This window comes from Sulfurimonas aquatica (assembly GCF_017357825.1).
Lineage (GTDB): Bacteria > Campylobacterota > Campylobacteria > Campylobacterales > Sulfurimonadaceae > Sulfurimonas > Sulfurimonas aquatica.
The window spans coordinates 1,349,253-1,369,680 of sequence record NZ_CP046072.1 but is presented as its reverse complement, the minus strand read 5'-3'; the positions used below and the strand labels follow the sequence as shown (position 1 = coordinate 1,369,680).

Below are 20,428 nucleotides of genomic sequence, written 5' to 3'. Positions count from 1 at the left end.
CCATCACTGCTATATTTCCATCTACTACTCTAAATGCAAAAATTAATGACAAGTAAGTTGGTAACAATACCTTATATCCTATGTAAATAATATTTATTTTTTATATAAATAATGGTAATATGGCATATATAAAAGATGAAAATCTTTCATATGGCATGCGGTTATACTTAAGTTTTATGTGTTAGCACATCTTTTTTAAGTATATTGTTGATGTATGTCATAGTAATTAACATCAAGGAGTATGTATGAGTCAAGGAAAAAGAGTAGGTATTGTTGGTGCCGGCAATGTTGGTGCAACGGTAGCTTATTCTCTGGCAATGCTTGGAGCATGTCATGAAATAATTTTACGCGATAATAAAATGGATGTAGCAAGAGGAAAGGCACTTGATATGTCTCAAGCAGCATCTGCTGTTCGTAGTCATACGGTTGTAAAAGTTGCTGAAGATATGTCTGATTTAGTTAACTGTGATGTAGTTGTAATTACAGCAGGTAGCCCAAGGCTTCCAGGTATGAGTCGTGATGACCTACTTATGATAAACGCAAAGATTACAAAAGAAGTTATTCAAGGTGTTGCAAAATATTCTCCAAATGCAATCATTATCATGGTATCAAACCCTTTAGATGCAATGACTTATGTAGCACTAAAAGAGAGTGGTTTTGATAGAAGTCGTGTTATAGGAATGGCTGGAATACTTGACAGCTCTCGTATGGCTGCGTTTATCCAAGAGAAACTCGGTTATGGTGGTGGACAAATTCGTGCATCTGTAATGGGAGGCCATGGTGATGACATGGTACCTCTTCCACGTTACTCAACTGTAGCTGGTGTTCCACTTACAGATGTATTAAGTGATGAGCAAATAGAAGAGGTTGTTACTCGTACTCGTCATGGTGGTGCTGAAATTGTTGGTCATTTAAAAACTGGTTCAGCTTACTATGCTCCAGCAAAATCTGCAGCTATCATGGTAGATGCAATACTCAAAGACACAAAACAGATTCATCCATGTGCAGTTTGCCTGGATGGAGAGTATGGTTATAGTGATGTAGTTTCAGGTGTTCCAGTTATGCTAGGTGCTAATGGTGCAGAAAAAATCATTGAAGTAACTTTAAATGATACAGAAAAAGAGATGTTTAAAAACTCTTGTGCATCTGTTCAGGAACTTATTGACACATTAAATACAAATAATTTTTTTGAAGGAGAGTAATCTTATGAGTACAAGAATTGAAAAAGACACAATGGGTGATATGGAAGTTCCAGTAGATGCATACTGGGCTGCTCAAACTCAAAGATCTATACAAAACTTTGCTATTGGCGAAGAGACAATGCCATATGAAATCACAAGGGGATTTTCATATCTTAAAAAAGCAGTTGCACTTGTAAACAAAGACCTTGGTAAACTTGATGCTAAAAAAGCTGATGCTATTGCTGCAGCAGCTGATGATATGCTTGCAGGTAAACTTGATGGAAATTACCCATTAGTTGTATGGCAAACAGGCTCAGGTACGCAATCAAATATGAACAATAATGAAGTTCTTGCAAATCGAGCTACTGAGATTCTTGGTGGAGATTTTAGAACTGAGAAGCTAGTTCATCCAAATGATGACGTTAATAAATCTCAATCTTCAAATGACACTTATCCAACTGCACTTCATGTTGCAGCTGTTATTTCCGTAGAGACTCGTCTTCTACCGGCTATTGCAAAATTAAAAGCAACTTTAGCTGATAAATCTGCTAAATTTGAATCTGTTGTAAAAATAGGTCGTACACACCTTCAAGATGCTACTCCATTGACTTTAGGTCAGGAGATTAGTGGTTGGGTAGAAATGCTTAACAAGTGTGAAAAAATGGCAAAAGACTCTCTAGAGCCAGTTCGTGAACTTGCTCTAGGTGGTACAGCTGTTGGAACAGGTCTTAATGCTCACCCAGAACTTGGTGAGAGAGTTGCTAAAAAGCTTTCAGAGCTAACAGGTCATGATTTTATCACTGCACCTAACAAGTTTCACTCTTTAACTTCACATGATGCTTTAGTTTATTCTCATGGTGCTCTAAAAGCTCTTGCAGCTGACATGATGAAGATAGCAAATGACGTTAGATGGTTAGCATCTGGGCCTCGATGTGGTCTTGGTGAGTTGGAAATTCCTGCGAATGAGCCAGGTTCTTCTATTATGCCAGGTAAAGTTAATCCTACTCAAGCTGAGGCTGTAACTATGGTTACGTGTCAAGTGTTTGGTAATGATGTTTCTATATCTATGGGCGCGTCTCAAGGTAATTTTGAGCTTAATGTGTTTAAGCCGGTTATCGCTCTAAACTACCTACAATCTGTGCGTTTATTAGCTGATTCAATCACATCATTTAATGACCACTGTGCAGTTGGTATTGAGCCTGTTGCAGATAAGATAGATCATTTTTTACATGATTCACTTATGTTAGTAACTGCTCTTAACCCATATGTAGGTTATGACAACGCAGCTAAAATAGCTAAAACTGCACATGCTAATAACTCAACTTTAAAAGAGACAGCTATTGAGCTTGGTCTTTTAACGGCTGAAGAGTTTGACAAGTATGTAGTACCAGAAGATATGATTGCACCCAAGGCCTAAAGGCTAGTGCAGAAAATGACTAAATCATTTTCTGTAAAGGCTTAAGAGTCAATGAAGCACAATAAATACATTTTAAATCAAGGAGAATAAATGAATATACATGAATATCAAGCAAAACAAATTTTTGCTAAATATGGTGTGCCAACACCAAAAGGAATTATGGCTGAAAGTGTTAAAGCTGCTGTTGATGCGGCTGAAGTACTTGGTGGTCCAGTATGGGTAGTTAAGGCTCAAATACATGCAGGTGGTCGTGGTTTAGGTGGTGGTGTTAAGCTAGCTAAATCTCTTGAAGAAGTAGAGGCACTATCTAATGAGATTCTTGGAATGACATTAGTGACTCACCAGACAGGTCCTGAAGGTAAGTTAGTTCAAAAACTTTATATAGAAGATGGTGCAGATATCAAAGATGAGTTTTACCTTTCTGTTGTTTTAGACAGAAAACTAGAAATGCCTTTAATTATGGCATCTACTGAAGGTGGAATGAATATTGAAGATGTTGCTGAAAATACTCCAGAAAAAATCATTACTGTTCCTGTAGATCCTGCTATTGGTTTTCAAGGATTTCACGGTAGAGAACTTGCTTTTGGTTTAGGTATTACAGATAAAAATGAACAAAAAAATATTATAGATTTTGCACAAAAGCTTTTCAAGTTATATATGGAAAATGATGCAGAGATGATTGAGATCAATCCTCTTGTAAGAACTGGTTCAGGCGACTTTTTAGCACTTGATGGAAAAATGGGATTTGATAACTCTGCTCTTAAACGTAATCCTGATATAGCTAGAATGAGAGATTTAAGTGAAGAAGACGCTGATGAAGTAGAAGCTGCTAAATATGGTCTTTCTTATGTTGCTCTTGATGGTGAAATAGGTTGTATGGTAAATGGTGCTGGTCTTGCGATGGGTACTATGGATACAATTAACCATATGGGTGGAACTCCAGCCAACTTTCTTGATGTTGGTGGTAGTGCAAACGCTGAGACTGTTGCAAAAGGTTTTGAGATCATTCTTAAAAACCCAAATGTTAAAGCAATTTTCGTAAATATTTTTGGTGGTATTGTTCGTTGTGATCGTATTGCGAATGGTATTATCGAAGCTACAAAGATAACTGATGTAAATGTTCCAGTTATTGTTCGTCTTGATGGTACAAATGCTCCTGAAGCATCAGAAATTCTAAAAAATGCAAATATTCCAAACTTGATTGTTGGTGATGACTTAGGTGACGGTGCTGCAAAAGCAGTTGCTGCAGCGAAAGGAGAGTAATATAGATGTCAATTTTAATAAATAAAGATACAAAAGTAATTGTTCAAGGTTTTACAGGTAAAGAGGGTACTTTCCATGCTGAACAGTGTTTAGCATATGGAACTAAGATTGTTGGTGGTGTTACACCAAACAAGGGTGGTCAAGAGCATTTAGGTCAACCAGTATTTAATACTGTTGCAGATGCTGTAAAAGGAACAGGTGCTACTGTTTCTATGATTTTCGTTCCACCTGCATTTGTTGGTGATGCTGTAATGGAAGCTGCTGAAGCTGGGATTGAACTTGCTGTAATTATTACAGAGGGTGCACCGGTTAAAGATATGCAAGCTGCTAAAGCTCATGCTACTAAGCATGGCATGAAAACACTTGGGCCAAACTGTCCTGGTATTATCACTGCTGAAGAGTGTAAGATTGGAATCATGCCAGGTATGATCTTCAAAAAAGGTAATGTTGGTCTTATCTCTAAGAGTGGTACATTAACTTATGAAGGTACTAATCAAGTTGTTAAAGCTGGTTATGGTATTACGACTGCTGTTGGTATTGGTGGGGACCCAATTATTGGTCTTTCATACAACCAGCTTTTACCAATGTTTGAGGCTGATCCAGAGACTGAATGTATCGTTATGATCGGTGAAATTGGTGGAGATCTTGAGATTCAAGCTGCTAAACTAATTAAAGAGCAAATCACTAAACCAGTTGTTGCATTTATCGCAGGTCAAACTGCACCTAAAGGTAAAACTATGGGTCATGCTGGTGCTATCGTATCTGGTTCTGCTGGAACTGCAGCTGAAAAAATGGCAGCCCTTGAAGCAGCAGGTGTTACTGTTGTTGTTTCTCCAGCTGAAATTGGAAAAGCCGTTACTAAGGCAATGGCTAAAAAGTAATGATACAAACTTTAGAAGTACACAATCTTAGTTGTGGCGCCTGTGCATCCACAATAAGAACGGGACTTGGTAATGCAGGGTTCACTTCTGTTAAAGTAAATATTCTCAGTACTCCTCATACTGTAAGTGCTGAGATAGAAAACGATGAGAGATTAGAGCTTTTTAAAAAAGTTTTGAGAGATCATGGATATCCTCTAATAGAAGATGAAGTGATAGAGCCCGATATGTCAAAGATTAATTACGCATAAAAATTAATTATAAATTTTTAAAGGCAATCCTTAATGGGTTGTCTTTTTTTATACTTAGGTATCATATTATATAATATGATACTGTTTACATCTTAATACTTTCCCAAAAGAAATCTACATGCTTTTCAAATTGTGTTGATAAAGAATCAGCAGAAAGTGAATCAAAACGCAGCAGAGTAACCTGAAGTCTCATATAGAATAGGGTGGATAGGAATTCATAAGAGAGCATCATCGGGTCGTGTGAGCGTATGAGAGAGTTCTGCATCATGATAAAGAAGCCCTCAGAAAGTACCTTAATATTTTTCTCATGAAACTCGCTCATAAACTGCTCTCTAAGCTCTTTATTCTGTAAAAGCTCAATCATGAGCAACCTAAACATTTTTTCGTTATTTTTGTCAAAGGTAAGCATCTTGTACTGCATAGTAAATTTCTGTATAAATGGTTTTCCACGCTCAGCTAATTCTTTAATTTGAGAGCTATCAATAGAGAAGGGTGATGAAAAAATACCCTTTGCTACCTCTAAAAATATTTCCTCTTTATTCTTAAAATGATTATACAAAGCACTCTCTCTTATCCCAACTTGAGCTGCTATTTTTCTTACACTTGCGCCCTTATATCCCAGCTCAGAGAAGAGGGCAGTTGATGCTTTTAGTATTTTCTCTTTAGTTCCTGTATTCTTAACAAATATCGATGTAGTAGACATTATAGCCCCTAATTTTAGATTATGAACAAGTGTTCTTATAAAATGTATTATATATGAACACTTGTTAATTTATGCTTATATAAAATGAACAAGTGTTCACTAACATAGTACACTAAGTTAACAATCGTTCATGAAGTAAAATAAGTATAATAAAGAAATATTTGAGTATTATTTCACAGGTACAAGAGATAGTTACTTGACTAGCTCAAGAGGAAAGTCCGAGCTGCTGTAAGACAGTGTTCCATTTAACGAATGGCCGTAGTAATGCGAGGGAAAGTGCAACAGAGATTAGACTTCTGCGTTTATTCGTAGTAAAGGTGAAAAGGTGCGTGTAAGAGACCACCAGTTTCTATAGCAATATAGAGAGCTTGTAAACCCAACATGGCAGCAAGAAACAGATGGTTAGCGTCTTACAATGCTTTTGTTTCGCTGGATGCACTATGTAAATTGTGCAGTAGATTAATGCTATAAAAACAAAACTCGGCTTATCTTGTACCTTCTACATATTACTTCTATTCAAATATCAATACACTCAGTAACTTCTTCTTTAGCAAGCCACAATATGATATTAATAAATATCAATTCAATAGTTCTCAATATTAATATTATTTGATATAATTTGCACAGCTTAACCTCAGAAGAGCGAAAGAGTATTTTCAAGAGAATTTACATTATGTTAACCAGTAAGGATGATTTATAGACTATGGATAAGAAACTACAATTAATATCAGATATACAGACTCTGCTTAATGGATATGATAATGTAAATAATACATCTATCGATCCTGCAATATTGGAGTTTATGGACGAAGAGACTCTTAAAAATATTATCGGTTCCCTATTGGATCAAAAAGAAGAATCAAAAAAATCTGATACTGAATGGCTTGAACAGTTTAAAAGCGAAAAATAATAATTAACATATTTATATTAAAAATGTAATAATTCGACAAATTTAGTGTGCTGTTGCAAAATGTTATATTTATTTACTTTATTTTCTGTATAATACAAATAATTAAAATAGATAAGGAATTTCAAAATGGGTAATATAGACTTAATTCAGTTAACAGAACAAACAAAAATGCTTTCAGCGATGGTCGTAGAAGATGAAAAAGTAACAAATGAGTTACTTAGTTCTACATTTAAAAATTTCTTCAATAGTGTTGATTCTTGCTTTGATGGCGAATCTGCTTTGGCAAAATATAAAGAGATTAAACCTGATGTTATATTTGTAGATATCATCATGCCTGGTATGGATGGTATTGAACTTGCACGTAAGATTCGTGAAATTAATCCAACTCAAATCATTATTGTTATATCTGCAAGTAATGATATTGAAAAAATCTCTGAATCAATCGAGGTAGGTGTAAATAGTTTTATTCAAAAACCTATTGATACTAAAAAGATAATAGAGCTACTTTCTGGCGTTACATCAATGATAGCTAAGAAAAAGAAAATAGAGACTAAAACTTTTTCAATTTCTCTACCATTGGATATTTACGACACGGTTAATGCAAATGCAAAAGCTGAAAGCATCTCCAAGAATGCTGTAATTATTAGAGCTTTACGTAGTTTTTACGATTAATTCAATATTCCATATAGATTTTATTATTTCTTAAGAATAAAATCTATATAATTTCGGCTCAACAAAACAGTTGAGATTTAGAGTGGCCCCGTCGTCTAGCGGTTAGGATCCATGGTTTTCATCCATGTTACAGGAGTTCAATTCTCCTCGGGGTCACCACTTACAAAACTAATTTAAACATCCCCTACTCTTTTATTTTTTTACAACTACATATTGTTTTTACCTATAATCATAAACTAAACAGATTCCCTCTGATAATAATACTTCATGTAAGCTGCTATAAGCTCAAATCTGATAAAATACTACTCTTATAAAAGTTTCAAAATCAAAAGGTTTAATAATAATGAGTGAGCATAAAGATTTTTTACGCACAATAGTTGAAAAGGACTTAAAGTCAGGTAAGTACAAGGAGATTGTTACAAGATTCCCTCCCGAGCCAAATGGCTTTCCACACATTGGACATGCTAAATCTATCGCTATAAACTTTGGCATTGCAAGCGACTATAATGGTCACTGTAACCTTAGAATGGACGATACTAACCCGACAACAGAAGATACAAAGTATGTTGAAGCGCTAAAGGGTGCCGTAGAGTGGCTTGGTTTTGAATGGAATGGTAATGTTCGTTTTACTTCTGACTACTTTCATAAAATATACGACTATGCGATACAACTTATAAAAATGGACAAAGCTTACATTGACAGCATAAACGAAGAAGAGATGAGAGAGTTTAGAGGAACTGTTACTCAAGCGGGAAAACGCAGTAAGTATGCCCAGCGTAGTATTGAAGAAAACCTAGACCTTTTTAAGAGAATGAAAAATGGTGAGTTTAAAGATGGTGAGCATGTCCTTCGCGCGAAAATAGACATGTCCGCTGCAAATATGAAAATGCGAGATCCTCTTCTGTATCGAATAAGACATTCACACCATTTTAGAGCTGGTAACGAGTGGTCTATTTACCCTATGTACGACTTCGCTCATTGTCTCTCTGACTACATCGAAGGTGTTTCTCACTCTATCTGTACGCTAGAATTTGAAAACAATCGTGATGTATATAACTGGGTACTAGACACATTAGGTCTAAAAGTAAATCGACCGTACCAACATGAGTTTGCAAGACTTGGCATTAACTACACCGTCATGAGTAAAAGAAAGCTTCTAGAGTTGGTGGAAGGTGGACTGGTGAGTGGTTGGGACGACCCTCGTTTACCTACTATCGCTGGATACAAAAGAAGAGGATACACTCCTGAGTCTATTTTAAACTTCTGTGATTCAGTAGGTATAGCAAAAGCGAACTCAATGGTTGACGTTGCACAACTTGAGTTTTGTATACGAGATGATTTGAACACAAAAGTACCTCGTGTATTATCTGTGCTTAACCCACTTAAAGTAACGATTGAGAACTATGATGGCAGTGAAGAGATTGACGCTCCTTATTATCCTCACGACGTACCTAAAGATGGTATGAGAAAGTTACCTTTTTCCAAAGAGATTTACATTGAACGCGACGACTTTATGGAGACTCCTCTAAAAGGCTATTTCCGCTTAACACCTGATCAAGGAGTACGCCTTAGACATGCATACATCATCACATGTAAAGAAGTTGTCAAAGACAGTAATGGTGAAATTATAGAGATAAAAGCAGAGTATTACCCTGAATCTAAAAGCGGTGCAGAAGATACTAGTGGTATCAAAGTAAAAAGTGCTATTCAGTGGGTGAGTGCTGCAGAAGCTAAGAAAGTTGAAGTAAGAGTTTACGATAGGCTCTTTAAAGACGAAGCTCCAGAAGGGCTAGAAGATGTAAATCCGGACTCTCTTCGCATTATAAAAAATGCTCTTATTGAACCTGCTGTTATAACTAATAGACCTGATGAGAGATTCCAGTTTGAAAGACAAGGGTATTTTTATGCCGATCCAATCGATTACACAGATGAACTTCCTGTATTTAACAAAATAGTTGGTCTCAAAGACTCTTGGGGTAAAAAGACAAAACCAAAAGAGAATGTGCCTAAGCCACAAGCTAAACAAGTGCAAGTGGATGGCGAAGTAGCGGCTATGAGCGAAAAAGAGCAAGTACTATTTGATAAATATACAAGCCAACTTGGGTTAAACGCTGAAGTAGCAAACACTCTAGCGCGCGATGAGCAACTCTCATCATTTTACGAAGAAGCTCTTTTATCTCTTAACTCTCCTGTTGCCATCGCAAATATCGTAACAAACGAAGTAGCAAGAGAACTAAAAGAGAAACATTCAGATGAGCTAAAATTTAACGCAGAACAGATATCCGAACTTGTTAAAATGATAGACGATGAGACCATCTCAAATAAGATTGCCAAGCAAGTGTTTGAGGAGATGACAAAATCTGGAGACAACCCAACTAAGATAGTTGAAGACAAGGGTCTTCTGCAGATAAGTGACCCTGCTAAAATCACACCTATCATTGATGAGATTATCGCTAAAAATCCAGACAATGTTGCGAAGTTTAGAGCTGGCAACACAAAACTACTAGGCTTCTTTGTAGGTCAAGTACTAAAAAATACAGGAGGCAAAGCAAACCCTCAAGTGGTAAATAAACTTGTTGCGCAGAGCTTAAAAGAATAAGCTAGTCATTTCTTTTATAGAGAATTACAATAGTTAAAACTAACAGCTAACTATTAACATTAATCTGTTAAAATTCCGTAAATTATTTATAGGATTTTTAATGCTAAGATTTGCCTCTAGTCCAACTGATGATATGAGTATAAGCGACCTTCGTATAGCAATATTTAACTATATCATCTCAAAACAGAGAGAAGAAGGCCTCCTTGTTCGTATTGAAGACAGCAATAAAGAGAAAAATATAGAGGGGAAAGATCAGGAGATTCTTGACACATTAGCTCTTTTTGGGGTTGAGTACTCTCATGTCGTCTACCAAAGTGAAAATGTACGTTTCCATTCTGCCATGGCACTACAGTTGATGCACGAAAAAAAAGCATTTTCGTGCTTTTGCTCTCAAGTATGGCTAGAGAAAAAACGCCAAGAAGCGCAAGATGCTAAAAAAGCGTATAAGTATGACGACGCTTGTAGAAACCTTCCAGCAGAGCTAGTTATAGACAACATGAGCCCCTTTACTATTAGAGTGACTAAACCTGAAGAAAATCTTGTTATAAAAGATTACATCAAAGGTGAACTAAAATTTCCTTCTGATACTCTGGATAGCTTTGTTATTATGGACCAACAAAAAATTCCTACCTATAACTTTGCCTGTGCAATTGATGATATGCTTGGTGATATATCCTTGGTGCTACACTGCGAAGAAAATATGGATAATATTCTAAAACAAGATCATATCAGAGCCTCTTTAAAGTATGATAAAAAAGTTGAGTATGCAGAGCTACCGCTAATTGTTGATGGTGATTCAATTAGTGTTAAATCACTATTCACTGAGGGATACTTACCTTCTGCTATATCAAATTATTTAATATCAATGGGAACTATTGTTCCTCAAAAAATATTTGAAATAAAAGACTCAATTGAATGGTTTGATTTAAAAAGTATATCTAACAGCCCTATTGAGTTTGATATGGAAGCTTTAAAGAAAATAAATAAAGAGCACTTGAAAAATCTCGAAGCTAAAGAACTTTCTCGCTATGTCGGTTTTGCCGATGAAGAGATTGGTGAGCTCGCTCGTGTTTACTTAGAAGAAGCTGCAACGACAAAAGAGCTTAGAAGTAAGATAGAGCCTATATTTGCCGACAAAGAAATTCCAAAAGAGTTTGTTAGTAAAGCCAATATAATGGCCGAAGCTATTAAGAGTGCACCCTACTTTGACAAGTATCAGGATTTTAAAAACTACATTTTAAAAGAGTCTGGACTCAAAGAAGAAAACTTTTCAGTACCATTGCGCTTACTCTTAACTGGTGCAGTAAATGGTCCAGATATATCTGAAATATACAAATATCTTAAAAACTATATTGGGGAGATTGTGAAATGAGTTTAATATATGAGATTATTCAGGGATTAGGTTCCCTTGCGATTGCTCTAATTGGAGTTTATATTTGGGTTTTCATCATTGCAGCACTACTGAGCTTTGTAAACCCAGATCCAAACAACCAAGTCGTTCAACTTTTATACAGAATTACCAATCCTGCATACAAGTTAGTAAGAAGATACATTAGAACTGACTTCAATGGCTTAGATCTTGCTCCATTAGTCATAATAATAGCTTTGCAAGTTATAATAGTTGTACTAAGGGCCCTGCTAAACGCTATTTAGTCCTCATCTTTTTCAAAGATCAACTTATCTGAAGAGTGTTCACTACTCTTGAGATAAAAATTCATTACTCTCTCTTGAGTAGTAAATCTAATGAGATAGTTTTGTCTCCACTGGGTATCAACTGAGACAAGAGTAGAGAACTCATTTTTAGAGTCAAGTCTTTCTATCTTATATGCTCTATTATCGTTGATGAAAAAATCAAAATTGTCTCTATTGCTTTTTGTATACATTGATATATAAAAATATTCATCATCATTATAAGTTTGCGGAAATACCTTGTTTAGATATATAACAGTTGCTATACCATCCCCAATGCCATTTTTTTTAATTTTTACACTTAATATATTATCTTCACTAATCTCTTGGGTTTTCGTAATATTAAAACGATAAAAAGCATTGTTTTTTGAGCAGGCAGAAAATATGATCGAAAAAATCAAAATCACTAAGAAAGTTTTCATTTTTATCCTCTTATTTATAAGGAATTATATCTTATTAAAGTCTTATTTTGTATAATCTATAAAATTTAAACTAAAGTCTGAAAATTGAGCAAAAGATTAGCAGTGGCGTTTACTGGTCCATCTAATAGTGGAAAAACAACCCTAATATTAAAGGTTGCTAGAAAACTAATCCATGAACATAAACTAAAAGTTTCTATCATTAAACATGACCCTAAAGATAAGGCTAATTTTGATGTTGAAGGCAAAGATAGTTATAAGTTTAGTGATACTGGTGCAGACGTAATTGTAACCTCCCCTAACCGCACAACTTATTTTTCCCAAAAACATTCAGAACTTGAAGATATGATTAGACTATTTGATGATTTTGACGTACTCCTCGTGGAAGGATTGAAAAATTTACCACTTCCTAGAATAAGCGTCTTTAGAAACAGTATTGATATGGACTATTTTCCATACATGAATGCTTTAGCGATTGATAGTAGTATAGATAAAGATGCTTATGATTTAGCAGACGTTGATATTTTGGATTTAAATTCTCCAGACAGTGTTATATCATGGATATTTAAAAATGCAAAAAAAATAAAAAAGGATAAAAGATGAAAGATATATTTTTAGAGACGATACAAACAATAGCAATAAGAATTAAAGATGCTATTGACGTAAAGGATATAGGTTATTCACAACAAGAAAACAGTTCAGGTGAGACACAACTACAGTTAGATATTCAATGTGACTTGATTATTGAAGAGGAATTATCTAAAATAACTTCCATTCATACTATCGCGAGTGAAGAAAAAGAACATGAAATGCTCATTAACGAAAGTGGAAAGTATTATGTAGCGTATGATCCACTTGATGGATCGTCTTTGGTTGACGTTAATCTTAGCGTTGGTTCTATCTTTGGTATTTATGAAGGTGACTGGGGTGCTCAAAACATGGTCGCTTCATGTTATGTAGTTTATGGACCTCGCGTTGAGATGATTTTTGCACAGACAAAAGCGAAACTATTTCTACTTCAAAATAATGAGTTTGAGTTTGTTAAAGAGATTCGTCTAAATGAAAAAGGTAACCTTAACGCTCCAGGTGGCACACAACAAAACTGGGCGCCATACCATAAAGAGATGGTTGATAGCTTTTTTAATGAAGGTTATAGACTAAGATACTCAGGCGGAATGGTTCCAGATTTACACCAAATACTGCTTAAAGGTGGTGGTCTTTTTAGCTATCCAGCTACATCTGATAGACCTGATGGAAAGCTTCGCAAACTTTTTGAAGTTTACCCTTTTGCATTCATCTTTAAGATTGCTGGTGGCGACGCAATAGATGGTATAAATGAAGATATCATGTCTCTAGATCATGATCATATACACGGAACATCTCCATGTTTTTTTGGTTCAAAATATGAAATATCTGTAGTAAAAGAAGTTTATGCAAGAAATAGATAGTAAAGAGAAAGATAGATTTGAAGTCTATCTCGATCAAATGGTAGTTAAACTACAATCTTGTCAGAAAGATAAAAACCACAAAAGTTGTAGTGCCTGTGACCTCTATTTTACATGTGAACTTCGTAGTGAGTATGTAAAAGCTGTATACGGTAGCATGTCAAAAGGCGATACTGGTGGATTTGAATTTTAAACATAAACGATTAAAGGAAATAATTTGAGTAAATATATTACAACACCTATATATTATGTAAATGGAGAGGCTCATATTGGGCATGCATACACTACTTTTATAGCTGATACTGTAGCTAGGTATGAGAGATTAAAAGGTGAAGATACATTTTTTCTCACTGGAACAGATGAGCATGGACAAAAGATAGAAGAGTCAGCTCAAAAGAACAATAAGCCAACACAAGAGTTTGCAGATGAAATAAGTGCAACATTTAAAAACCTTTGGGATGACTTTGGTATTAGTTATGATAAGTTTATACGTACTACTGATGAAGACCATAAAATTGGAGTACAAAAAGCCTTTGAGACGATGTATGCAAAAGGTGATATATATAAAGACTTTTATGAGGGTCACTACTGTGTAAGTTGTGAAACTTTTTTCCCTGAAACGCAGCTAGAAGATGGTGAATTTTGTCCAGACTGCGGAAGAAGTACAAATATTATTAAAGAAGAGAGTTACTTTTTCAAGTTATCTAAATACGAAGATAAACTTCTAAAGCACTACGAAGATAACCCAGACTTTATTCTGCCTCGTTCACGTGCAAATGAGGTAATAAACTTTGTAAAAGGTGGCTTAAGAGACCTATCTGTTACACGTACATCTTTTAGCTGGGGTGTCAAAATGCCCGCATCATTTAATGATGATAATCATGTTATGTATGTTTGGCTCGACGCACTTTTAAACTATATAACAGCACTTGGTTATGGAAAAGATGAAGAAAACATGAACTACTGGCCAGCATCCACACAGTTTGTTGGTAAAGACATACTACGTTTTCATGCTATTTACTGGCCTGCATTCCTAATGAGTTTAGACCTACCACTTCCTCAACATATAGGCGCTCATGGATGGTGGACGAGAGATGGTGAGAAAATGTCTAAGTCTAAAGGCAATGTTGTTGCACCAAAAGTTGTCGCTGATGCTTATGGAGAAGAAAATTTAAGATATTTCATGCTTAGAGAAGTTCCTTTTGGTCAAGATGGAGACTTTTCTCAAAGAGCTTTCATAGATAGAATAAACTCTGAGCTTAGTAATGATCTTGGAAATTTACTCAACCGTATTATTGGAATGAGTGGTAAATACTCTGACTTTGAAATTGACAGTGTTGATGTTGAGAAATATCACTCAAAAGAGCTTCAAAGCATGCAAGAGGTCATAGCAAACCTTGATCCATTTATGGAAAATCTGCAAACACATAGATATCTTGAAGAGTTATGGAAACTTTTTTCTATTGGAAACAAAGCTATTGAGGAGTATGCTCCTTGGACAAAAATGAAAGAAGATAAAAAAGATGAAGCGCTTGCAACAGTTGCGCTTGTAGCAAATATTTTAGCAAAAGCGTCCATAATGCTTCATCCTGTTATGCCCAAAACTACTAATATCGTAGCAGACGCACTTAACTTTGAAATAAATAATGCAAGCTACAAAGACCTTATAGTAGAGAATAAGCTATTGAAATTATTTAATATTAAAAGTGTTCCTCCCCTCTTCCCTCGTGTTGAAGAGCCTTTAATGGAGGAAGCTCCAAAAGCTGAACCAAACCCACCTAAACAGAAGAAAGAACAAGCAAAAGAGACAACAACAAAAGAAGTTGATAACCTTATAGAGATTGGACAGTTTTTTGAAACATCTTTAAAAGTAGGAATAGTTCTTGAAGCTAAAGAAGTTCCAAAAAGTAAAAAACTTTTAAAACTACAAGTAAGTCTTGGAGAAAGCGATGTTAGACAAGTTGTTGCAGGAATAAAAGAGTTTTATTCTGCTGAAGACTTAATTAATACTCAAGTTTGTGTAGTTGCAAACCTCAAACCTGCAAAGCTAATGGGAATGATGAGTGAAGGCATGCTTCTTGCTGCAAAAGATGAAGATGGTCTTTGTTTAGTGCGTCCAGAAAAGCCTAAAAAAGCGGGTACTCCTATTGGATGAGACTTGAGAATATTCTTGCACTTACACTTGGAAAACTTGTTAACAATCCATTTGTAAATAATTTTGAAAATATAGTATTTGATTCTAAAAACATAAAAAGAGGTGACCTTTTTGTCGCTTTTAACGAAGAAGAGATTTCAGATGCTATACTTAATGGTGCTTATGGAATTATTTTTGACAAACCAACACAGATTAGTGACAATGAAATCGCTTGGATTAAAGTTGACAACTTAGAAAAAGCATTAAAAAGGCTTCTGCGTTTTAGATTAATAGACAAGAATGTTACCGTTTATGAAAGCAATGAGATTGTAATTAAACTTGCACAGCAAGTGATTACGGAATCAAATTTTATTGCTCTTATTGGAAATATTAAAACTATTGTAAAAAGTTTATGGAATATAGAACAAGATTCTATAATACTTTTTTGTCCAACTTTAATAGATAAAAATATCTTTGCTAGAACTATAGAACTTTCCCAAAATCCTTATCAACATGTTGATATTATAGAACAAACACTTTTTGAAACATCTTTTATCTATAACAATATATTTTATGAGAGACAACTAATATCTCCATTTTTTATGCCATATCTTGAGATACTTCTGCATCTTTTTAAAAAAGAGGCTATACATTACCGTTTAAAAAAATTCTCCCAAATAGATCATTTCGAAGCAGTTTTTACAAATAAAAAGCTTGAAGTTAAAGAGTTTGGAACAAGTGATAAAGTTCTTATTTTTGAAAAAAACACCTCTTTCATTGAACAAGAGATAAATTTTTTACAAAGAAATGCGACATGGGCCAAAATAATCTACCTTATACCTAACTCACATGCAAATTTGAGGGTTAATCTAAATGAAATCAATACTATAATAGTCTATAAAAACGAGAGTGACATACTAAGAATACTTAAGAGTAGTCACTTTCACTTTGCCTTAATCCTTGGTGTAGACAAAGCAATGATTACTAAACCTATTAGTAATCAAACAGAAGTTTCACTATTTGATTTATAGTGCTACTGACTAAACTTTAAAGAAGAGAATATGAATAGAAGAACATTTTTAACAACAACAGTTTCAACTTCTGCAGTTTTAGTGTTAAATAGCTGTAACGAAAGTAATCGCCAAGCAATAGATTACTCTAAACATCCAACCAAAAGCACAGACACAAAAAGAATTAATATCAATAGAAATAAAAAAACTATAATTACTCTTGCAACAAGCTGGCCTGCTCATTTCCCTATTATGGGTACAGGTGTTGAAAGGTTCGCTCAAAGAGTTAAGGATGTCAGTGGTGGAACTTTGGAAATTAAAATCTACCCTAAAAATGTTTTAGTACCTGCCCTAGCTGTTTTTGATGCTACAAGCAGCGGACAGATTGACGCTTTTCACTCTGGACCATACTACTGGAAAGGAAAGAATGCTTCCTTCTCTCTTTTTAGCGGTATGCCTTTTGGTCTCACATCTGAAGAGATAAATTCATGGATGAGTTTTGGTGGAGGAATGGAGTTATGGCGAGAGAAATATGCGAAGTATAATCTCCATCCTTTCTTAGGTGGAAACACAAACATACAGATGGGAGGATGGTTTAGAAAGCCCATTAACTCCCTTGAGGATATGCAAGGACTTAAGATGAGAATCCCTGGTCTTGGTGGCGAAGTTTTTTCTAAAATGGGAGTAAACCCTATCCTTCTACCAGCAGGTGAGATATACACTTCACTTGAACGCGGAGTTATTGATGCAACTGAATGGGTAGGCCCTGCACTTGACATTAAAATGGGATTCTATAAAGTTGCACCTTACTATTACTCTGGATGGCATGAGCCTGGATCAGTTTTAGAGCTTACTTTTAATAAACACTCATGGAATAAACTAGCACTTGAGCATCAATCTATCATAGAAGTATGCTCAAACGAACTAAACGCCAACATGACTTCTGAGTTTCATAAAGAAAATATTTTTGCCCTAAGTCAGCTAAAAGAACTTGGCGTTACTATACAAAAGTTTCCTGATGATATCTATACTGCAGGCAAGAAGGCTCTTCAAGACGTTATCCTTGAGCAAAGTGCGAAGAGTAAAGATTTTGCAGAAGTTTACGAATCTGCATCAAAGTACCTAAAGCTCTCAAAAGAGTGGAGCGATGTTAGCTTAGGAAGCTTTCTAGATAAACGCTAATTTTAGTTGTAAGGTATACTTTTTGCTTGCTTTATAGCATATTGCTATTATGGATTTTGTTTGAATAATTTTTTATACTTTTTTATTTTTGTGCACTCGCTCTCTTTCGCTTTTTATGATGCTTACATAGTAGATAAAAATAGCTCGCTTCCTATACCAAGCGCTACCATTAACGACTCAGTAAAGAGCTCCAAGAGTAATAAGGATGGTTATTTTAAAATAGACACCAGCGAGCCTTTTTTAAATATAAAAGCGTGTGGTTATAAACCCCTCAAAATTTCTACTGCTGCGTATAAAACTAAAATTTTTCTAGAGCCGATAAATGTCAAAGCTCTTTACTTAACTTTTTGGGGAGCTAGCAATAATTCGCAGACACTAAAAAATCTTCTTAAGGCTATAAAAAAGACAGAAGCCAATGCCGTTGTAGCTGATGTCAAAAACGAGTATGGTTCAACTCTTTTTTTAACAAGTTTTGAAGAAGCCAACTCCTATGGTGCCCAAAAGAATAGAACAAATAGAAATATCCAAAAGTTTATAAAAACAATGAAAGAAAGAAATATCTATACAATAGCAAGGGTGGTAGTTTTCAAAGATGAAATCCAAGCATCAAACAACCCCGACTATGCAATTAAACGCGAAGACAATAATAGTATATGGAGAAATCATGACAATATGGCATGGGTCGACCCATTTGACGAGCGTTCACACGCCTACACTATTCGGATCGCTGAAGAAGCGGCAAAGGTTGGTTTTGATGAGATCAACTTTGACTATATCCGCTTTCCTGCAAAAAGTGGTTTAAAGTATTCTAAAGAGAATACGCAAGAAAATCGTATTAAAGCACTTGAGACTTTTTTAGACTCAGCATCTTTAAAACTAAAAAAATATGGTGTTTTCATATCAGTGAACACCTATGGAAATATCTGCTGGAGCGATGATGACAACAACATTGGTCAAACGGTAGAGTCACTATCTGATCATGCAGACTACTTAGCGCCTATGCTTTATCCTTCAGGGTTTTCAAATGGTTCTTTTTACTTTAAATATCCAGCCGATCACCCTTATGAAGTTATATACAGAAGTATTAGCAACATTAAAGAGAGAATTGATACAAAACGGGTAAGACCTTGGTTACAGTACTTTAAGGACTATAAGAGAAAACGTAGACCTTATGAAAAGTTTGAGATTCAAGAGCAGATTCGTGCATCTGATAATATCGACGCTAATGGATGGATGATGTGGTCGCCATCTAGCAAATATCATGTCAAGTATCTAAACAAATAGTCTTATGTTTTTTAATTTTTTACGAAGCTGGGATGAGCCCTCAAGATGTAAATCCACCAAGTTATGAAACTCTTTAGAATGATTCATATGTCTTAGGTGTGCTAGCTCATGCACTACAACATAGTCGATTAAGCGCTTATCAATTTTTATAAGTTCACTATTAAACGTAATGACTTTTTTTGAGCTACAGCTTCCCCACCTACTTTTCATCTTTCGATATTTAAGTTCACTATACTCTAAGTTCATCTCTTTACTAAAATACTCCGCCCTACTTTTAAGGTACTCTTTAGCTACATACTTATAAAAATCATCATAACACTTGAGCGTTTTTTTCTCATCATCAAGTTTAACTTTTTCTAGTTTATCTCTTAAATATTTAGTCTCTGCGCTGTCAATGCTATATATCTCGCCAAAAAAAGCCACTTCATCTTCTAAGTTCACCTTTAAAGATATCTGTTGCTCAATCTTATGAAACTGCTTTCTTATCCACTCTTCTCTCTCTTTTAAAAGCTCTAATACATATTGATGAGACTTTATGGGACTCTTTACTCTTATTTTTTTATCTGCTTCAACGCTTATATAACTATTTTTGAGTTTTTTATTGTAAACATACTCAATATTAAACTCTTTATACTCTATTTTACTCATATGATATGGGGTCTATAACTCCAGCAAGTTTAAAGCCATTTAGTCGAAGCCTACAGCTATCACAAACACCGCAAGCTTTTTCCTCATTTTTATAGCAACTCCATGTTAACTCTAGTGGAACGGACAACTCTAAAGACTTTTGAACTATTTGTGATTTTTTTAAACGAACTAATGGCATTGTAATCTCTATATTAGTCTCATCTTTTGTTCCAAGGTTTATCGCGTTTTGCATAGAGAGTATATATGATTCTCTACAGTCTGGATAACCGCTGCTATCCTCTTCCACTACGCCTATGCTAATAACTGACGCCGACTCTTTTTCAGCAATAGCGGCCGCCATACTTAAAAAAATTCCATTTCGAAAAGGTACATAGGTTACGGGAACGCCATCTTCCACTCCAGTTGTTGGAACGTCAATAGTAGAGTCAGTTAACGCCGAGGCTCCGAGATCTTTAAAAAAGCTCATATCAAGAACGTACTTCTCTTTCACGTTTAACTTTTCACAAACAGCCTCAAAACAGCTAAGCTCTTTTTGTTGCGTTCTTTGATTATAATTAAAGTGTACGGCAACTATTTCATACCCTTCTTCTTGCATCATATAGGCGCTAAGAGTTGAGTCCATGCCGCCACTCATTATACAAACCGCTTTTTTATTCATATTTTCTTTTTTCATAATATGATTTTAACATATTTTTTTAATCTACATTAAAAGAAATAAAGACTAAAATATTCCTATATAAGAA

General features: G+C 35.0%; 21 protein-coding genes, 1 tRNA gene and 1 other RNA gene. 19 read left to right on the top strand and 4 right to left on the bottom strand.

The window, feature by feature from the left end; translation table 11 throughout:
- Positions 1 to 245: 245 nt before the first annotated feature.
- The 5 genes from mdh (at position 246) to GJV85_RS06680 (ending at position 4,990) form a co-directional block, all read left to right on the top strand.
- Entirely contained in the window at positions 246 to 1,202 is a 957-nt protein-coding gene (gene mdh, locus GJV85_RS06700) for a malate dehydrogenase (RefSeq protein ID WP_207563090.1), read from the top strand.
- A 4-nt stretch (positions 1,203 to 1,206) separates the two neighbouring features.
- Positions 1,207 to 2,598, top strand: coding sequence for a class II fumarate hydratase (fumC, locus tag GJV85_RS06695; protein WP_207563089.1), 1,392 nt, complete (start codon positions 1,207 to 1,209; stop codon positions 2,596 to 2,598).
- 90 nt (positions 2,599 to 2,688) lie between these two features.
- Complete coding sequence (gene sucC, locus GJV85_RS06690) at positions 2,689 to 3,861, top strand: ADP-forming succinate--CoA ligase subunit beta (protein ID WP_207563088.1); 1,173 nt, start codon at positions 2,689 to 2,691, stop codon at positions 3,859 to 3,861.
- Positions 3,862 to 3,866: 5 nt separating this feature from the next.
- Entirely contained in the window at positions 3,867 to 4,742 is an 876-nt protein-coding gene (gene sucD, locus GJV85_RS06685; protein WP_207563087.1) for a succinate--CoA ligase subunit alpha, read from the top strand.
- The gene (locus GJV85_RS06680) at positions 4,742 to 4,990 is read left to right on the top strand and encodes a heavy-metal-associated domain-containing protein (RefSeq protein WP_207563086.1); all 249 of its coding nucleotides are present in this window, start codon (positions 4,742 to 4,744) and stop codon (positions 4,988 to 4,990) included. The genes sucD and GJV85_RS06680 overlap by 1 nt, the downstream gene beginning before the upstream one ends.
- Before the next feature lie 85 nt (positions 4,991 to 5,075).
- On the opposite strand, the gene GJV85_RS06675 is transcribed toward GJV85_RS06680, so the two are convergent.
- Positions 5,076 to 5,693, bottom strand: a complete 618-nt coding sequence (locus GJV85_RS06675; RefSeq protein ID WP_207563085.1) for a TetR/AcrR family transcriptional regulator — start codon at positions 5,691 to 5,693, stop codon at positions 5,076 to 5,078.
- Between the two features lie 176 nt (positions 5,694 to 5,869).
- Between GJV85_RS06675 and rnpB the strand changes: the two genes are divergently transcribed.
- The 7 genes from rnpB to GJV85_RS06640 all read left to right on the top strand — a co-directional run bounded on the left by rnpB (position 5,870) and on the right by GJV85_RS06640 (position 11,527).
- Positions 5,870 to 6,196: RNase P RNA component class A (gene rnpB, locus GJV85_RS06670), an RNA gene on the top strand.
- Positions 6,197 to 6,396: 200 nt separating this feature from the next.
- A complete protein-coding gene (locus tag GJV85_RS06665) occupies positions 6,397 to 6,603 on the top strand; it encodes a hypothetical protein (protein WP_207563084.1) in 207 nt (68 codons plus the stop codon).
- A 126-nt stretch (positions 6,604 to 6,729) separates the two neighbouring features.
- A complete protein-coding gene (locus GJV85_RS06660) occupies positions 6,730 to 7,275 on the top strand; it encodes a response regulator transcription factor (RefSeq protein ID WP_207563083.1) in 546 nt (181 codons plus the stop codon).
- Between the two features lie 84 nt (positions 7,276 to 7,359).
- A tRNA-Glu gene (locus GJV85_RS06655) sits at positions 7,360 to 7,434 on the top strand.
- Positions 7,435 to 7,618: 184 nt separating this feature from the next.
- Positions 7,619 to 9,874, top strand: coding sequence for a glutamine--tRNA ligase/YqeY domain fusion protein (locus GJV85_RS06650; protein ID WP_207563082.1), 2,256 nt, complete (start codon positions 7,619 to 7,621; stop codon positions 9,872 to 9,874).
- 100 nt (positions 9,875 to 9,974) lie between these two features.
- Positions 9,975 to 11,246 carry a glutamate--tRNA ligase family protein gene (locus GJV85_RS06645; protein WP_207563081.1) on the top strand — a complete coding sequence of 424 codons (1,272 nt, stop codon included), beginning with the start codon at positions 9,975 to 9,977 and terminating at the stop codon, positions 11,244 to 11,246.
- The gene (locus GJV85_RS06640; protein ID WP_207563080.1) at positions 11,243 to 11,527 is read left to right on the top strand and encodes a YggT family protein; all 285 of its coding nucleotides are present in this window, start codon (positions 11,243 to 11,245) and stop codon (positions 11,525 to 11,527) included. Before GJV85_RS06645 ends, GJV85_RS06640 begins: the two co-directional genes overlap by 4 nt.
- Here GJV85_RS06640 and GJV85_RS06635 read toward each other — a convergent pair.
- A complete protein-coding gene (locus GJV85_RS06635) occupies positions 11,524 to 11,985 on the bottom strand; it encodes a hypothetical protein (RefSeq protein WP_207563079.1) in 462 nt (153 codons plus the stop codon). The two genes, GJV85_RS06640 and GJV85_RS06635, sit on opposite strands and share 4 nt — an antisense overlap.
- A gap of 84 nt (positions 11,986 to 12,069) precedes the next feature.
- Between GJV85_RS06635 and mobB the strand changes: the two genes are divergently transcribed.
- Genes mobB through GJV85_RS06600 form a run of 7 tightly spaced genes read left to right on the top strand, consistent with a single transcriptional unit; the run spans position 12,070 to position 19,037 of the window.
- Entirely contained in the window at positions 12,070 to 12,585 is a 516-nt protein-coding gene (gene mobB / locus GJV85_RS06630; RefSeq protein WP_207563078.1) for a molybdopterin-guanine dinucleotide biosynthesis protein B, read from the top strand.
- Positions 12,582 to 13,430 carry a class 1 fructose-bisphosphatase gene (locus GJV85_RS06625; protein WP_207563077.1) on the top strand — a complete coding sequence of 283 codons (849 nt, stop codon included), beginning with the start codon at positions 12,582 to 12,584 and terminating at the stop codon, positions 13,428 to 13,430. Before mobB ends, GJV85_RS06625 begins: the two co-directional genes overlap by 4 nt.
- On the top strand, positions 13,414 to 13,620 hold the full coding sequence (locus tag GJV85_RS06620) for a hypothetical protein (protein WP_207563076.1): 207 nt from the start codon (positions 13,414 to 13,416) through the stop codon (positions 13,618 to 13,620). The genes GJV85_RS06625 and GJV85_RS06620 overlap by 17 nt, the downstream gene beginning before the upstream one ends.
- 24 nt (positions 13,621 to 13,644) lie before the next feature.
- Positions 13,645 to 15,582: a methionine--tRNA ligase gene (metG, locus tag GJV85_RS06615; RefSeq protein WP_207563075.1), complete on the top strand. Its 1,938-nt coding sequence runs from the start codon at positions 13,645 to 13,647 to the stop codon at positions 15,580 to 15,582.
- Positions 15,579 to 16,592 (top strand): hypothetical protein, encoded by a 1,014-nt coding sequence (locus GJV85_RS06610; RefSeq protein WP_207563074.1) that lies wholly within the window; start codon positions 15,579 to 15,581, stop codon positions 16,590 to 16,592. Before metG ends, GJV85_RS06610 begins: the two co-directional genes overlap by 4 nt.
- Positions 16,593 to 16,622: 30 nt before the next feature.
- Positions 16,623 to 17,753 carry a TRAP transporter substrate-binding protein gene (locus tag GJV85_RS06605; protein WP_207563073.1) on the top strand — a complete coding sequence of 377 codons (1,131 nt, stop codon included), beginning with the start codon at positions 16,623 to 16,625 and terminating at the stop codon, positions 17,751 to 17,753.
- A gap of 60 nt (positions 17,754 to 17,813) precedes the next feature.
- Positions 17,814 to 19,037 carry a putative glycoside hydrolase gene (locus GJV85_RS06600; RefSeq protein ID WP_207563072.1) on the top strand — a complete coding sequence of 408 codons (1,224 nt, stop codon included), beginning with the start codon at positions 17,814 to 17,816 and terminating at the stop codon, positions 19,035 to 19,037.
- On the opposite strand, the gene GJV85_RS06595 is transcribed toward GJV85_RS06600, so the two are convergent.
- Entirely contained in the window at positions 19,026 to 19,685 is a 660-nt protein-coding gene (locus tag GJV85_RS06595) for a M48 family metallopeptidase (protein ID WP_207563071.1), read from the bottom strand. The two genes, GJV85_RS06600 and GJV85_RS06595, sit on opposite strands and share 12 nt — an antisense overlap.
- Positions 19,678 to 20,358 carry a 7-cyano-7-deazaguanine synthase QueC gene (gene queC, locus GJV85_RS06590; protein ID WP_242689858.1) on the bottom strand — a complete coding sequence of 227 codons (681 nt, stop codon included), beginning with the start codon at positions 20,356 to 20,358 and terminating at the stop codon, positions 19,678 to 19,680. Before queC ends, GJV85_RS06595 begins: the two co-directional genes overlap by 8 nt.
- Positions 20,359 to 20,428: the final 70 nt, after the last annotated feature.

Coding starts and splice junctions, on each gene's coding strand:
- GJV85_RS06620 (WP_207563076.1), top strand. CDS start 13,414: ATGCAAGAAATAGATAGTAAAGAGAAAGATAGATTTGAAGTCTATCTC.
- GJV85_RS06665 (WP_207563084.1), top strand. CDS start 6,397: ATGGATAAGAAACTACAATTAATATCAGATATACAGACTCTGCTTAAT.
- GJV85_RS06645 (WP_207563081.1), top strand. CDS start 9,975: ATGCTAAGATTTGCCTCTAGTCCAACTGATGATATGAGTATAAGCGAC.
- GJV85_RS06675 (WP_207563085.1), bottom strand. CDS start 5,693: ATGTCTACTACATCGATATTTGTTAAGAATACAGGAACTAAAGAGAAA.
- GJV85_RS06660 (WP_207563083.1), top strand. CDS start 6,730: ATGGGTAATATAGACTTAATTCAGTTAACAGAACAAACAAAAATGCTT.
- fumC (WP_207563089.1), top strand. CDS start 1,207: ATGAGTACAAGAATTGAAAAAGACACAATGGGTGATATGGAAGTTCCA.
- mdh (WP_207563090.1), top strand. CDS start 246: ATGAGTCAAGGAAAAAGAGTAGGTATTGTTGGTGCCGGCAATGTTGGT.
- sucD (WP_207563087.1), top strand. CDS start 3,867: ATGTCAATTTTAATAAATAAAGATACAAAAGTAATTGTTCAAGGTTTT.
- GJV85_RS06640 (WP_207563080.1), top strand. CDS start 11,243: ATGAGTTTAATATATGAGATTATTCAGGGATTAGGTTCCCTTGCGATT.
- GJV85_RS06650 (WP_207563082.1), top strand. CDS start 7,619: ATGAGTGAGCATAAAGATTTTTTACGCACAATAGTTGAAAAGGACTTA.
- queC (WP_242689858.1), bottom strand. CDS start 20,358: ATGAAAAAAGAAAATATGAATAAAAAAGCGGTTTGTATAATGAGTGGC.
- GJV85_RS06610 (WP_207563074.1), top strand. CDS start 15,579: ATGAGACTTGAGAATATTCTTGCACTTACACTTGGAAAACTTGTTAAC.
- GJV85_RS06635 (WP_207563079.1), bottom strand. CDS start 11,985: ATGAAAACTTTCTTAGTGATTTTGATTTTTTCGATCATATTTTCTGCC.
- GJV85_RS06595 (WP_207563071.1), bottom strand. CDS start 19,685: ATGAGTAAAATAGAGTATAAAGAGTTTAATATTGAGTATGTTTACAAT.
- GJV85_RS06680 (WP_207563086.1), top strand. CDS start 4,742: ATGATACAAACTTTAGAAGTACACAATCTTAGTTGTGGCGCCTGTGCA.
- GJV85_RS06605 (WP_207563073.1), top strand. CDS start 16,623: ATGAATAGAAGAACATTTTTAACAACAACAGTTTCAACTTCTGCAGTT.
- GJV85_RS06625 (WP_207563077.1), top strand. CDS start 12,582: ATGAAAGATATATTTTTAGAGACGATACAAACAATAGCAATAAGAATT.
- sucC (WP_207563088.1), top strand. CDS start 2,689: ATGAATATACATGAATATCAAGCAAAACAAATTTTTGCTAAATATGGT.